Source organism: Pseudomonas reactans, assembly GCF_013385825.1.
Taxonomy (GTDB): Bacteria; Pseudomonadota; Gammaproteobacteria; order Pseudomonadales; family Pseudomonadaceae; genus Aquipseudomonas; species Aquipseudomonas reactans.
The window spans coordinates 140,725-153,836 of sequence record NZ_JACAPG010000018.1 but is presented as its reverse complement, the minus strand read 5'-3'; the positions used below and the strand labels follow the sequence as shown (position 1 = coordinate 153,836).

The window sequence follows — 13,112 nt, the reverse complement described above, 5'->3', positions numbered from 1 at the left end:
GCATGGTTATGAAGGCTATAAACCGTTCTTTCGAAAGTCACGCGCAACCGGAGCCTTATCATGGACAAATACGACCGCATGCTCCTCAGCGCCCTGCTCGAAGACGGCCGCGCGTCCTACGCGCAACTGGCCCGCACGGTAAACCTCTCCGCCCCCGCCGTGGCCGAGCGCGTGGCCAAGCTGGAGGCCAGTGGCGTGATCACCGGGTATCAGGCCAAGGTGGACTTGTCCAAAGTGGGCTTGCCGATTCAGTGCGTGATTGAGCTGCGGTTGACCAATCACGGCAGCCAGAAGGTGTATGACGCGTTGGCGGAAATCCCTGAATTGACGGAGTGCCATCGGGTGACGGGGGATCCGTGCGTGATCATGCAGGCGGCGGTGGGGTCGATGCCGGAGCTGGAGAGCTTGATCAACCGCGTGGCGAAGTTCGGGTTCAGCAAGACCTCGATTATTTTGTCGAGTGCGATAGAGCGGCGGGTGCCCTTGGGGCAGTTGGAGGGCAATGGGAAAAATGGCGGCTGAACCGCCGCCATCGCCGGCAAGCCGGCTCCTACAAAGGTTCGCGGCGCACCACACCCCTGTAGGAGCCGGCTTGCCGGCGATGGCGCCTTCAGAACCCGCGATGCTTCTTCAGATGCTCATTGATCTTCGCCGCCGGCACTTTCTGCAAGGTGCACAGCAGATCATGGGACAGCTCACGCAAGCCATGGGTCCCGCGCAGTTCCTGGGCCAGATGGGCCGTGAGGTTTGCCGCCATCTCCGCATCCGCCATCGCCCGGTGAGCCTTGCCGGTGTGGGGCAGTTGGGCGTAGGCGTTCAACGTGCCGAGCTTGTGGTTGGGCGCCGATGGCATGAGACGACGCGCCAGCAGCAGCGAACAGGCGAACTTCTGCAAACGGGTGCGGCGGATGAGACCCAGCTCAAAGTCCCAGAACTTCTGGTCGAACGCGGCGTTGTGCGCCAGCAACGGCGTGACGCCGACGAATTCATTGACCTCATTCATCACCCGCTCCGCCGGCGGCGCGCTGCGCAGCATGGCGTTGCTGATGCCGGTGAGTTGTTCGATGAACGCCGGCACGTGCACGCCGGTTTTCATCAGGCTCTGGTAGCGGTCCACGATCTGACCACGCTCAAGGATGACCACCGCGATTTCCGTGGCCCGGCAGTGGCTGCTCGGGGTGATGCCGGTGGTTTCAAAGTCGATGACCGCTATACGTTCCAAACCTGTTCCAACTCCGTCTTGGCATTTATTTGAGCAACAACGCGCCTTCGATCGGCACATAACGGCTGGCGGCGCGTATCAATGAATTGGCCGTCAGCCCTGGTACACCATAAGCCACGGCTTCGACGCCATGCTTGTGGATAACCCGGTCGAGCAGCATGTCGAAATCACCGTCGCCGGAGGCCAGCACGATTTCGTCGACGTGGTCGGCGGCGTCCATGATGTCGAGGGTGATGCCCACGTCCCAGTCGCCCTTGGCCGAGCCGTCGCTGCGCTGGATGTAGGGCTTGAGTTTTACCGTAAAGCCCAGGTTGCGCAGGATCTGCTGGAACTGCTGCTGCTTGCTGTCGCCACGGTCGATGGCATACGCGTACGCCTCGACGATCTGCCCGCGTGCGCTGATGTCAGCCCACAGCGCGGCGTAGTTGAAGTGGCAACCATAGGCCTGGCGGACGGTGTAATAGAGGTTTTGCACATCGGCGAACACTGCAATTTTCTTCACCGCACTTCCTCATGACAGCCAGGCGCCAGGGCCCGGAAAGGGTGCAAGTATGCCAGCCGCGAGAAGGTTTCCGGGAAAAATCAGACCGGGGCAACGAGTCGCCCCGGTCTGGGCGGGTCAGACGAAGGAATCGTCGTCGCCGAAGGAGGAAGAATCGTCGGAATAATCGCTGTCGGCAAAGCTGTCCGAATTGTTGCTGCCCCAGCTGTCATTGCCGGCGTACTTCTGGTCGTCGTTGCCCCAGTTGCCGTTGTCACTGGCAGGCGCTGGCTCTTCACGGATGATTTCTTCCACGACTTGCGGCTGTTGCGAGTTGTGGTTGAACAGGCTGCTGATGCCTTCGGCCAGCAACACACCACCGGCCACGCCGGCTGCGGTTTTCATCGCGCCGCCGAGGAAGCCGCTGCCCGCCGGAGCGGCTGGAGCAGGCTGTTGATAATTCTGCTGCGGGGCAGGCTGGCTGAACCCAGGCCGCGTCGGTTCGCGCCAGCCACCACCGGAAGACGGCGGTGCACTTTGAGCCGGCTGCTGATCACGGGAACCACCGCCGCCAAAGATGCTCGACAGGAATCCGCCGCTGCTCGCCGGAGCAGGCTGCGCGGACTTAGCCCGCTGCAGTTCGTCCTGCAATTGCTGGATCTGCTGCGCCTGCTGCTTGTTCTGCGCGTCGAGGCTCTTGAGCGCGTGTTCCTGCACCAGGATCGACTGGGTCATGTAATACCCGGCCGCCGGTTGGCGCGTCATGTGCTCCTTGATCCGCGCTTCGGCCTGGGCGTCGCGGGGGGCTGAGTCCGTTTCGGCTTGTTGCAACCGTGAAAACAGTCCATCGATCAGGGTTTGCTCTTCGCTGTTCATGGCGACCTCGTTAGATTGCCGGTAGAAATCGTGGTCTCGCCTTTAATCAGGCGCCGTCCTAGTTATGGGGGTGTTACGAGTTGTTTCAATGGTCTTTACTCAAGGTTTACGTTTGCTTACCTCCGGTGATGATCGGTTAAAGTGTTGCCCTTGCTTTCAGGCCTGCGATGAACTTGATGAATCCGTTAGACGTGCTGCGCGACTCCTTCCGTTTCACCCAACGCAACCTGGGCGCCATCGTCCAGCTGTGTCTGCCGTTGGTGATTTTCGAAGCCCTGCTGCAACAGGTGCTCAACCACGTCGTCGGCCCGGATGCGTTTCCCGGCTACAGCGTGGTGGTGGGGTTGCTGGTGTACCCGCTGTATACCGGCGCGCTGATCCTGTTTCTGGATGCTCGCACCCGTGGCGAGTCGCCGCGCACTAAAGATGTCTGGGCCATGGCCCTTACCCTGTGGCCGCGCTTCGCCCTGCTGACGGCGATGAGCACGCTGCTGATTCTGCTGGGGCTGTCGCTGTATTTCCTGCCGGGGCTGTGGCTGATGGTGGTACTGGCGTTTGCCGAGTACCTGCTGGTGCTGCGCGGCATGCCGGCGTTGGAGGCGATGAAGGAAAGCTTCCGCCTGAGCCGTGGGCATTTCTGGCTGATTCTGGTGTGCCTGCTGTGCGTGATGACGCCGCTGTGGTTGCTCAAGGGCGCCAGCGTTGCAGCGTATCCAACACCTGCGCCGCTGATTGGCTTGCTGTTGGACAGTGCCCACAGCTTTCTCCAACTGTTTACCAGCGTGGTGCTGTTTCGTTTATTCATGCTGATCGGTGGCGATGCCGACGCGCGGTGATATGCTCCGTGCCACCTCTGAAACGCTATAAGCCGAGCCGATGACCCGTTTATTGCGCATCACCTTGCTGAGCCTGCTGATCATCGCAGGCTTGCTGACCGCCCTGATCTACAGCCTGACCTGGCGCCCCGAGGCGAAGGAAACCCTGCCGGTGAGCTGCGTCGCGCCGCGTGCGCCGACACTATTGCCGGGGCAGGCACTCAAGGTCATGACCTGGAACGTGCAATACCTGGCCGGCAAGAACTATGTGTTCTGGTACGACACCGCCGACGGCAGCGGCCCCGACGACCGCCCCACCGTGGAAGACATGGCCGCCAGCCTCGACGAAGTGGCACGGGTGATCCGCGACGAACAGCCCGACATCCTGCTGCTGCAGGAACTCGACGAAAACGCCAAGCCTTCTCACTACCAGGACCAACTGGCCCTTTTGCAGGAGCGCCTGGTCGACCTCTACCCCTGCAGCGCCCAGGCCTTCGACTGGAAAGCCGACTTCGTGCCAAACCTGCACATCTTCGGCAGCGTCGGCCGCAAACTGGCGACCCTCAGCCGTTACCAGATCGAACACGCCGAACGCCTGCAACTACCGGCGCCCGAGGCCAATATCCTCAGCCGCCAGTTCCAACCCAAGCCGGCGTTGCTGCTGACTTACCTGCCCTTGAGCGATGGCGGCCAACTCGCGGTGCTCAACACGCGCCTGGATGGCGATGGCCCAGGGCGCAGCGCGGTGCAGGATCAGGTGAAAACTACGGTCAAACTGCTGGATAAATTCGAGGGCCGTGGCACGCCCTGGTTGATCGGCGGGGATTTCAACCTGCTGCCCTTGGGACAATTCCTACGCCTGGACGCCACCAAACGCGGGCAGTATTCGCCGGACAGCGAGCTGCATCTGCTGTGGGACAAATACCCAATGATCCCGAGCAACAGCCAATCCAGCGGGATTGATCGTGAGCAATGGCTGACGAACTTCCCCAACGACCCGAGCGTGGACGGCCCGGACCGTACGCTGGATTACCTGTTCTACAGCCCGCGGATCAAACGGGTGGAAGCCAAGGTGCGGCAGGAGGATACGTTGCGTATTTCCAACCATTTGCCGGTGATTGCACGGTTTCTGCTGCCTGCCGCCCAGTAGTCACTTGCGCGGTTTGATCCGCGCCGTCGCCTCCGCCACCAGCGGGTCATCCGGCCAATAGTGCTTCGGGTACCGCCCCTTCAAATCCTTCTTCACCTCGGCATAGGTACTGCGCCAGAAGTTCGCCAGGTCCTGCGTGACCTGCACCGGCCGACGCGCCGGGGACAACAAATGCAGCTTCACCACTTGGCGCCCTCCAGCAATGCGCGGGGTGTCGGCCAGCCCGAACAATTCCTGCAAGCGCACCGCCAGGATCGGCGGCTGCTCGCTGTAGTCCAAACGCACTGACGAACCCGATGGCACTTTCACATGCTGCGGTGCCAGTTCGTCCAAACGTTGGGGCAGTGGCCAGGGCAGCAGGTTGTGCAGGAAGCTTGCGATATCCAGGTTGGCAAAATGACTCAGGCGCGAGACTTTGCCCAGGTAGGGCATCAGCCAGTGTTCGAGATTGGCGAGCAACGCCTTGTCACTGAGGTCGGGCCATTCGCTGGTTTTGCCGGCGTCGAGCTGGCGCAGCAACATGACCCGGGCCTGCCATTGGCGCAGTTCCGGCGTCCACGGCAGCAGTTCCAGGCCTTTGCGCCGTACCAGGTTGACCAGCGCCTGGCTGCGGGCGGATTCGTCGAGGCCGGTCAGCGGTTCGCGACTGAGCACCAGTTCACCGACTTTGCGTTGGCGTTCGGCGCGCAGGACGCCTTCGCGTTCGTCCCAGTCGAGCTGGTCGACATTACGCACTTGCTCGGCCAGCACCGTGTCGAACAGCGCCGGATCAAAATCCGCCGCCAGGTAGATACGCTCTTCGCGCTGGCCCTGGCGACTGCCTAGGTCGGCGATGACCAGCCAGGCCTGTTTCATCAGGCTGTCGGCTTCGGCGAACAGCGCCGCGCGGCCGTTGGCCAGGCGATATTCAGCACCGCCGGGGCGACGCTGTTGGGCGACGCGATCCGGGTAGGCCAGCGCCAGCAAGGCGCCGAGCCAGCGCGGGTGATCGGGGTCGGCAACGGCTTGAGTCGCCTGGCCTCTTAAGTAGCCGCGATATTGTCGCGCCAGTTGCCTGGCCCGCTGCACGCCGCCCTGGGTGCCGCGTGCGCGTTCTTCGCCGGATAACAGCGCCAATCGACTGTGCAAATCCGCACCGCCACCGCGCAAGATATCGCGCTCCCCCAATAGGGCGGCCACATCACAAGCGGTCGTCGCCAGCCCCAGGTCCTGTCCGCGCAGCAGCAGATGGGCGATACGCGGATGGGCCGGCAACTCGGCCATCTTCTGCCCATGGGCGGTCAGTTTGTCTTCATTCAAGGCGCCGAGGCGCACCAGCAAATCCTGGGCCTGGGCATACGCGGCGGTCGGTGGCACATCCAGCCACACCAGTTGGTTGGGTGTGACACCCCAACGCGCGAGCTGCAAAGCCAGTCCGGCCAGGTCGGCGGCGAGGATTTCCGCACTGCCATAAGCGGCCAGGCCTTCGTGCTGGTCTTCGGACCACAGGCGATAACACACGCCCGGCTCCAGGCGCCCTGCCCGGCCAGCCCGCTGGGTGGCGCTGGCGCGAGAGATACGTTGGGTATCGAGGCGGGTCATGCCGCTGCCGGGGTCGAAACGCGGCACTCGCGCCAGCCCGGCGTCAATCACCACGCGCACGCCATTGATGGTCAGGCTGGTCTCGGCGATGTTGGTCGCCAGCACCACTTTGCGTTTACCGGCGGGGGCCGGATCGATGGCGGCGCGTTGAGCGTTGAGGTCCAGTTCGCCATGCAGCGGGCACAACAACACATCGGTGCGCTCGCCGAGGGCGTCGGCCAGTTGCTGGTTGACCCGACGAATCTCGGCCTGCCCCGGTAGGAAAACCAGCACGCTGCCGGTTTCGTCGTGCAGGGCTTCGAGAATGGTCTGCACCACGCGCGGTTCGATGAACTCACCGGGCTGGTAAGGTCGGCCCCAGCGCATCTGCACCGGGAACATGCGCCCTTCGCTGCGCAGGATCGGCGCGTCGTCCAGCAGAGTGGCCAGGCGCTCGCCTTCGAGGGTGGCGGACATCAGCAGGATTTTCAGCGGTTGATCATCGCGAAACAGTTCGCGGCCGTTGAGGCTCAGGGCCAGCGCCAGGTCGGCGTCGAGGCTGCGTTCGTGGAACTCGTCGAAGATCAGCAAACCCACGCCGTCCAGCGCCGGGTCATCCTGCAGGCGGCGGGTGAGGATGCCTTCGGTGACCACTTCGATGCGCGTATTGGGGCCGACCTTGCTGTCCAGACGGATTCGATAGCCGACGGTTTCACCGACCTTTTCACCCAACTCACTGGCCAAGCGTTCGGCCGCCGCACGGGCTGCAAGACGGCGGGGTTCGAGCATCAGGATGGTCTGCCCGGCCAGCCAGGGTTCGTTCAATAACGCCAAGGGCACGCGGGTGGTTTTACCGGCGCCGGGGGGCGCTTCGAGCACGGCTTCATGGCGATTCGCCAAGGCGTCACGCAGTGCAGGTAAAACTTCATCAATCGGCAACGAATTCATACTGGCTCCAAAGCAGAGCGGCGAGTATAACGGCGAACTGCCGGATGCTGGCGCGGGTCTCTTGTAGGAGCGAGCTTGCTCGCGAAAAACCAGAGAGCACCACGTATTTTCAGGCAGCACGCGTTATCGTTGACGTTTTTCGCGAGCAAGCTCGCTCCTACAGTGACCTACAGGAGATTTTCCATGCGTATCGCTTCCCGTGTCATTGGCGGTGTCCTCGCCGTCACCCTGTTGAGCCAATTGACGGCCTGCGGTTCGATCTTCTACCCGGACCGCCGTGGCCAGATCGACGGCAAGATCGACCCGACCATTGCCGTGCTCGACGCAGTGGGGCTGCTGTTTTATGTGATCCCCGGCCTAATTGCGTTCGGCGTGGACTTCGCCACCGGCGCCATCTACTTCGAACCGGGCAAGACCGCCCAGGTCGATCCGCAGAAACTCCACGAAGCGATTGGCGCCGACGGCAAGGTCGACAACGCCAAGCTGCAAAGCATTATCCAGAAGGAAGCCGGCCGCAGCCTGCCGCTGGACGACCCGCGCATGATCCAATTCAAGGGCAGCGTGCAACAGCTCGCCAGCCTGGGCCTGCAACCCGCCGCTTAAGGATCCAAGCCGCCTATGACAAGCAGTCCCGAACACGCCAGGCTCTTGCGCCTTGCCACCCGCGCCTCGGTGGGCGTGGCTTGTGCGCTGATTATCACCAAGGCCATCGCCTGGTGGCTCAGCGGCTCGGTGAGCATGCTCGCCGGGTTGACCGACTCACTGCTGGACGGCGTGACCTCGCTGCTGAACCTGGTGGCGGTGCATTACGCGTTGCGCCCGGCCGATGACGATCACCGTTATGGGCACGGCAAGGCGGAGTCGCTGTCGGGCATGGCGCAGGCGCTGTTTATCGGCGGCAGTGCGGTGTTGATCGCATTCCAGGCGTACCAGCGGCTGCAACACCCGGAACCGGTCGGCGCGCCCTGGTTGAGCATTGGTGTGATCGTGTTTTCCCTGGTGCTGACCGTGGCGTTGCTGATGCTGCAACACCGGGTGATCCGCGAAACCGGCTCCAACGCCGTGCGCGCGGACTCATTGCATTACCGCTCCGACCTGATGCTCAACGGCAGCATTTTGGTGGCGCTGGTGCTGGCAGGGTTTGGCTACCATCAGGTCGACGCCTGGTTCGGCCTGGGCATTGCCGCCTACATCTTGTGGAGCGCCATCCAGATCGCCCGTGAAAGCTTTGCGGTATTGATGGATGAAGAACTGCCGCCGGACGTCAGTCAGCACATGCTCGAACTGGCCCGTGGCGTACCGGGCGTCTTGGGCGCGCATGATTTGCGCACGCGGATTTCCGGTAGCCACTGGTTTGTGCAGTTGCACTTGGAACTGCCGGGGGAGTTGACGCTGTCAGTGGCCCACGGCATCAGCGACCAGGCCGCCGATGCGATTCACAAGGCCTACCCGCGCGCCGAAGTGCTGGTGCACGCCGACCCGCGGGAAGTGGTCACAGGCAATAAAACCTAGTACTGCACCTGATAACCGCGGCTGCTCAGGCAGTTGCCCTGGGCCTGGCGGTAGGTTTGCACCACCGCCGGATCGGGGGCGTAGGTGACTTGCTGCGGGTCGAAGCCACTTTGCTGCACGGCCCAGCGATAACAGTCATACCCGTCCTGCTGCACCTGGGCCGGTGACTGGCCGTTGGCCGGATACGCCACCACATCATAACCATTGCCTTGCGGCGCGGGCTGCGGTGCCGGTACGGCGGCTGGCGGTTGCACCACCACGTATTGCTGGGAGCTGCTTTCGTAGGTGTAGTAGGAACCCGCCGCGAGGAAGAACAGCGCGCTGCCGATCCACACTTCACGGGCGTAGTCCGGCAGGTAATGCACACGGATGCCGTAGGGCGGCGTCACCACCACATAGCGCGGGCCTTGCGGGCGATACCAATAGCCGCCGGAGTAGAAGTAGTCCTGGCCACGGTAAGGCACGCGGTAATTGCGATCAGGGAAGCGGTCGATCACATAACCTGGGCGATGCTGCGGCCCTGGGCCCCAGCCGTTGCCATGGCCGTCAGGGCGACCGGGCCAGCGGTTGTCGCCGGGGCGCGAGCCTGGGCCGCCGGCTTCCCAGTGTTGGTTGCCGTCATTGCGTCGAGGGATGTCACGGTAATAGCCCTGACGCGGTTCCTGGGTCTGGCGCACGGTGTCGGGGCGACTCTGGATCGGCAGGTTGTTCGACGGCTGTGGTTGTGGCTGGGGCCGCCCCTGCTCATTGCCCTGGGGACGCCCTTGCCATTGGCCACCACCGTTCTGGCCTGCGGGATCAAAATGCTGATTCTGCGGGCGCGGCGGGTTGTTTTCGGGCCGTGGCTGATTGTTCTGCGGACGCGGCTGTTCATTACCGCCTCCTGGCCGTCCGCCCTCCGGCCCTCTTTCATGCTGACCACCGCCCTCACCACGCGGCCCGGTATCACGTTCGTCGGCCACTGCCTGCGCGCCAACGGTGACCATCAGCAAACCTACACCTGCCAAACGCCAGATGCGCTTCATGCTATTCCTCACTGCGGATTAGGGCCTGTCCATGAGACTGGAAAAGCCAGGCCCGGTTCTCGGACAGGTTATCAGCAGGCAAAAGAAAAGGGGTGACCCGTCGGCCACCCCTTGAGAACTTCGTCCTGGCTCAACGCTTTTGACGTTGGCTCACCTCACGCCGTCTTGTGGACAGTGTGCAGCCTGGAGGCCGGCTCAACCCTGCTGGGGTGGCGGCCGCAGCGGGCCTGATTGGGCGGGCTGCTTTGGACTGTTGTCCAGGCGGTGATTCTGTTGATAAAGATACCCGCCAGCGCCCGGCAGATGATTGCGAAGATTGCGTCAATAAACAGTGCTTGCGCAATTTTTAACCCTTCATGGATAATTCACCGCAATAGTTACGACAAAGGCCAACCCAATGAGCAAGCTTGACCGATACGACCTGAGTATTTTGGCGGAATTGCAACGTGATGCGAGGATCTCCAACCAGGAGTTGGCCGAACGCATCGGCTTGTCGCCTTCGCCGTGCTCGCGCCGGGTCAAGCAGTTGGAGGACGACGGCTACATCGCCCGCCAGGTCGCCTTGCTCGACCGCAAGATGCTCGGCCTGAGCCTGACCGCCTATGTGCTGATCGGCATGGACCGCCACACCCCCGAACGTTTCGAGAATTTCGAAGCGGCGATCCGCACCCTGCCCCAGGTGCTGGAATGCAGTTTGGTCACCGGGATGGATGCGGACTATCAGTTGAAAGTGGTGGTGCCGGACATGGATCACTATCAGAAACTGCTGCTGGGTCATCTGACCCGCATTGAAGGCGTGACCAGCGTGCGCTCCAGCTTTGTGCTGAACCAGGTGCTCAACAGCACCGAATTGCCGCTGACGCACCTGCGCACCTGATTTCGCACATTAACTGTAGGAGCGAGCTTGCTCGCGAAACACCTGAGAGTGCCACATTCACTCAGGGTTACCGAGTCATCGTTAACGATCTTCGCGAGCAAGCTCGCTCCTACAGGGACCTGCGTGCGACGCACCGACGCAGGTCAATGCTGAGCCGGAGCACTGCCGTATACTTGCGGCTTGCCCTGTCGGAAACGTCACCATGAACAACATCGACCCCGCCCTCTTCGAAGAATGGATGATGACCGGCCTGGTCACGATCCTAATCATTTTCATGGGTTTTATCGTCTGGGACCTGGCGAAGAAGTCCAAGGCCGGGCGTTTTGGCTCGTTTATCCTGTTCTTCGTGTTGGGCCTGGGCGTGGCCGCGTTCATCATCAAGAGCGTGGTGATCGGCTTGATCGAGTCCGGCGCCTTATAAGCGCGCCGGCACTTCCTTCCACTGGCCTTGATCCAGGCCGTCAATCGTCCAGTCGCCAATGCGCACGCGCACCAGACGCAGGGTGGGCAACCCCACGGCAGCGGTCATGCGCCGTACCTGGCGGTTACGCCCCTCGCGAATCACCAATTCAAGCCAGTACGTCGGTATGTTTTTGCGAAAGCGCACCGGCGGGTTGCGCGGCCATAACTCGGGTTCATCCAACTGCCGCGCTTGCGCAGGCAAGGTCTTGCCATCATTCAGTTCGACACCGTCGCGCAAGCGTTGCAGTTGCTCTTCGGTTGGTTCGCCTTCCACCTGCACCCAGTAGGTTTTCGCCAACTTGTGCTTGGGGTCGGCAATCCGCGCCTGCAACTGGCCATCGTTGGTCAGCAACAACAAGCCTTCGCTGTCACGGTCCAGGCGGCCCGCCGGGTAGATACCGGGGATGTCGATGAAGTCTTTGAGCGTCGCCCGCCCGCCTTCGTCGCTGAACTGGGTCAGCACGTCAAAGGGCTTATTGAACAGGATCAGTTTCGGCTCGGCCGGTGGCGCCTTGGCGACACGCCGCGCTGCGGAATACGGAGGTTTCACGCCAGGGCGGCGCGAATCTGGACGGGTGGGACGGGACATGGCAAAGGAACATCTAACGGTCAGGACCGACAATGCTAGTGGCCTGACCGTTAAATGACCATCCCAACCGCTTAGCGGAACGGCGGTTCGTCGAAGCTGCGCAGTTTGCGCGAGTGCAGCGAATTGAGTTCTGTGCGCAACAAATCCACCGCTTCGATGCCGATCTTCAAGTGCTGGCTCACCGCGCGCTCATAGAATGCGTTGGCCGAACCGGGCAGCTTGATCTCGCTGTGCAGCGGTTTGTCCGATACACACAACAACGTACCGTACGGCACCCGCAAGCGATAACCCTGGGCGGCGATGGTGCCGCTTTCCATGTCCACGGCCACGGCGCGGGACAGGTTGATCAGCGGCCGTTCCTGGGCCCAGCGCAGTTCCCAGTTACGGTCGTCGTAGGTCAACACGGTGCCGGTGCGCAGGCGCTTTTTCAGCTCTTCGCCTTTTTCGCCGGTGACGTTGGCCGCCGCTTGCTGCAAGGCCAACTGCACTTCAGCCAGGGCCGGGATCGGGATGTTCGGCGGCACGACGCGGTCGAGAATCCCGTCGCGGCGCATGTAAGCGTGAGCCAGCACGTAATCGCCGATGGTCTGGGATTGGCGCAGGCCGCCACAGTGACCGATCATCAGCCAGCAATGCGGACGCAGCACGGCCAGGTGATCGGTGATGTTCTTCGCATTGGACGGGCCGACGCCAATGTTGACCAAGGTCACGCCGTGGCCGTCAGTGGCTTGCAAGTGATAAGCCGGCATCTGATAACGGTGCCACACCACCTCGGCAGCAATCGCGGAGGCTTCACCGTGGTCCATCGCTTTGTCGATCACTACGTTGCCCGGCAGCACCATGCGGATAAAACGCGGGTCGCTACGCAGTTGTTCCAGGCCATGCAGGATAAACTGGTCGACATAACGGTGGTAGTTGGTCAGTAGGATCCACGGCTGCACATGGCGCCAGTCGCTGCCGGTGTAGTGCACCAGGCGGCGCAGAGAAAAGTCCACGCGTGCCGCATCGAACAGTGCCAGGGGCAGCGGGTCGGTGTTTTCCCAGTCATACAGGCCATCGGCGATGCCATCAGTGGCGGCCGACAGGTCGGTACTCGGGAACACGCGGGCCAGGGTCGCCGCAGTCACACCGGAGCCGGCCAGTTCATCGCCCTGCTCTACCACGTACGGGTACGGGATGTTCTGCTGGCTGACGCCCACTTCCACCGTCACGGTGAAGTCATGCATCAGCGGCACCAGTTGCTCCAGCAGGTATTTACGAAACGCCGCAGGATGGGTAACGGTAACGCTGTAGGTCCCTGGTAACTGAACCTTGGCATACGCCCGGGTCGTCTGTGGGACTTCGCCGTGGCAGTGGTAGGTCAGGCGCAGTTCCGGATAGCGGAACAACGCACGTTGTTCGGCGTCGGGTTCGACGCGGTCCTTGAGGTATTGCTTGAGGGCTTGATTGAGCGCGCCCGTGGCGCGCTCATGCAGGGCCGCCAGCCGATCCACGGCTTCTTCGGCGGTTTGAACGACAACAAAAGCTTCGGTCACGGTAAGCATCCTGTGTTCTGACGTGCAGGCCTTTATCTTGCCTGTATCCCCGTCAGACGC

The 13,112-nt window shown here is 62.2% G+C and carries 14 protein-coding genes; 7 read left to right on the top strand and 7 right to left on the bottom strand.

Features of this window, described 5'->3' with window-relative positions; genetic code table 11:
- Positions 1-60: 60 nt before the first annotated feature.
- Complete coding sequence (locus HX868_RS21105) at positions 61-522, top strand: Lrp/AsnC family transcriptional regulator (RefSeq protein ID WP_010174823.1); 462 nt, start codon at positions 61-63, stop codon at positions 520-522.
- Between the two features lie 88 nt (positions 523-610).
- Here the strand turns inward: HX868_RS21105 and HX868_RS21100 are convergent, their stop codons facing one another.
- The 3 genes from HX868_RS21100 to HX868_RS21090 all read right to left on the bottom strand — a co-directional run bounded on the left by HX868_RS21100 (position 611) and on the right by HX868_RS21090 (position 2,579).
- Positions 611-1,222: a 3'-5' exonuclease gene (locus HX868_RS21100; RefSeq protein ID WP_038847543.1), complete on the bottom strand. Its 612-nt coding sequence runs from the start codon at positions 1,220-1,222 to the stop codon at positions 611-613.
- A 25-nt stretch (positions 1,223-1,247) separates the two neighbouring features.
- Positions 1,248-1,724 (bottom strand): LabA-like NYN domain-containing protein, encoded by a 477-nt coding sequence (locus tag HX868_RS21095; protein ID WP_025858209.1) that lies wholly within the window; start codon positions 1,722-1,724, stop codon positions 1,248-1,250.
- A 117-nt stretch (positions 1,725-1,841) separates the two neighbouring features.
- Positions 1,842-2,579, bottom strand: a complete 738-nt coding sequence (locus HX868_RS21090; protein ID WP_016978614.1) for a DUF2076 domain-containing protein — start codon at positions 2,577-2,579, stop codon at positions 1,842-1,844.
- A gap of 176 nt (positions 2,580-2,755) precedes the next feature.
- Here HX868_RS21090 and HX868_RS21085 point away from each other — a divergent pair, with 176 nt between their 5' ends.
- Both HX868_RS21085 and HX868_RS21080 read left to right on the top strand, forming a co-directional pair.
- Positions 2,756-3,415, top strand: a complete 660-nt coding sequence (locus tag HX868_RS21085) for a YciC family protein (protein WP_025999910.1) — start codon at positions 2,756-2,758, stop codon at positions 3,413-3,415.
- Between the two features lie 40 nt (positions 3,416-3,455).
- On the top strand, positions 3,456-4,544 hold the full coding sequence (locus tag HX868_RS21080) for an endonuclease/exonuclease/phosphatase family protein (protein ID WP_177004255.1): 1,089 nt from the start codon (positions 3,456-3,458) through the stop codon (positions 4,542-4,544).
- On the opposite strand, the gene hrpB is transcribed toward HX868_RS21080, so the two are convergent.
- The gene (gene hrpB, locus HX868_RS21075) at positions 4,545-7,052 is read right to left on the bottom strand and encodes an ATP-dependent helicase HrpB (RefSeq protein WP_177004254.1); all 2,508 of its coding nucleotides are present in this window, start codon (positions 7,050-7,052) and stop codon (positions 4,545-4,547) included.
- A gap of 183 nt (positions 7,053-7,235) precedes the next feature.
- On the opposite strand from hrpB, the gene HX868_RS21070 reads away from it, so the two are divergent.
- Positions 7,236-7,655 carry a polyribonucleotide nucleotidyltransferase gene (locus HX868_RS21070; protein WP_177004253.1) on the top strand — a complete coding sequence of 140 codons (420 nt, stop codon included), beginning with the start codon at positions 7,236-7,238 and terminating at the stop codon, positions 7,653-7,655.
- A 15-nt stretch (positions 7,656-7,670) separates the two neighbouring features.
- A complete protein-coding gene (locus HX868_RS21065; protein WP_016978609.1) occupies positions 7,671-8,564 on the top strand; it encodes a cation diffusion facilitator family transporter in 894 nt (297 codons plus the stop codon).
- On the opposite strand, the gene HX868_RS21060 is transcribed toward HX868_RS21065, so the two are convergent.
- On the bottom strand, positions 8,561-9,589 hold the full coding sequence (locus tag HX868_RS21060) for a DUF6515 family protein (protein WP_177004252.1): 1,029 nt from the start codon (positions 9,587-9,589) through the stop codon (positions 8,561-8,563). The two genes, HX868_RS21065 and HX868_RS21060, sit on opposite strands and share 4 nt — an antisense overlap.
- 397 nt (positions 9,590-9,986) lie before the next feature.
- On the opposite strand from HX868_RS21060, the gene HX868_RS21055 reads away from it, so the two are divergent.
- Both HX868_RS21055 and HX868_RS21050 read left to right on the top strand, forming a co-directional pair.
- On the top strand, positions 9,987-10,466 hold the full coding sequence (locus HX868_RS21055; protein WP_003194418.1) for an Lrp/AsnC family transcriptional regulator: 480 nt from the start codon (positions 9,987-9,989) through the stop codon (positions 10,464-10,466).
- A 211-nt stretch (positions 10,467-10,677) separates the two neighbouring features.
- Entirely contained in the window at positions 10,678-10,887 is a 210-nt protein-coding gene (locus HX868_RS21050; protein ID WP_025999909.1) for a DUF2788 domain-containing protein, read from the top strand.
- Here the strand turns inward: HX868_RS21050 and HX868_RS21045 are convergent.
- A complete protein-coding gene (locus tag HX868_RS21045) occupies positions 10,882-11,517 on the bottom strand; it encodes a pseudouridine synthase (RefSeq protein WP_122683591.1) in 636 nt (211 codons plus the stop codon). The genes HX868_RS21050 and HX868_RS21045 overlap by 6 nt on opposite strands.
- 71 nt (positions 11,518-11,588) lie before the next feature.
- Complete coding sequence (gene amn / locus HX868_RS21040) at positions 11,589-13,061, bottom strand: AMP nucleosidase (protein ID WP_177004251.1); 1,473 nt, start codon at positions 13,059-13,061, stop codon at positions 11,589-11,591.
- Positions 13,062-13,112 lie beyond the last annotated feature (51 nt).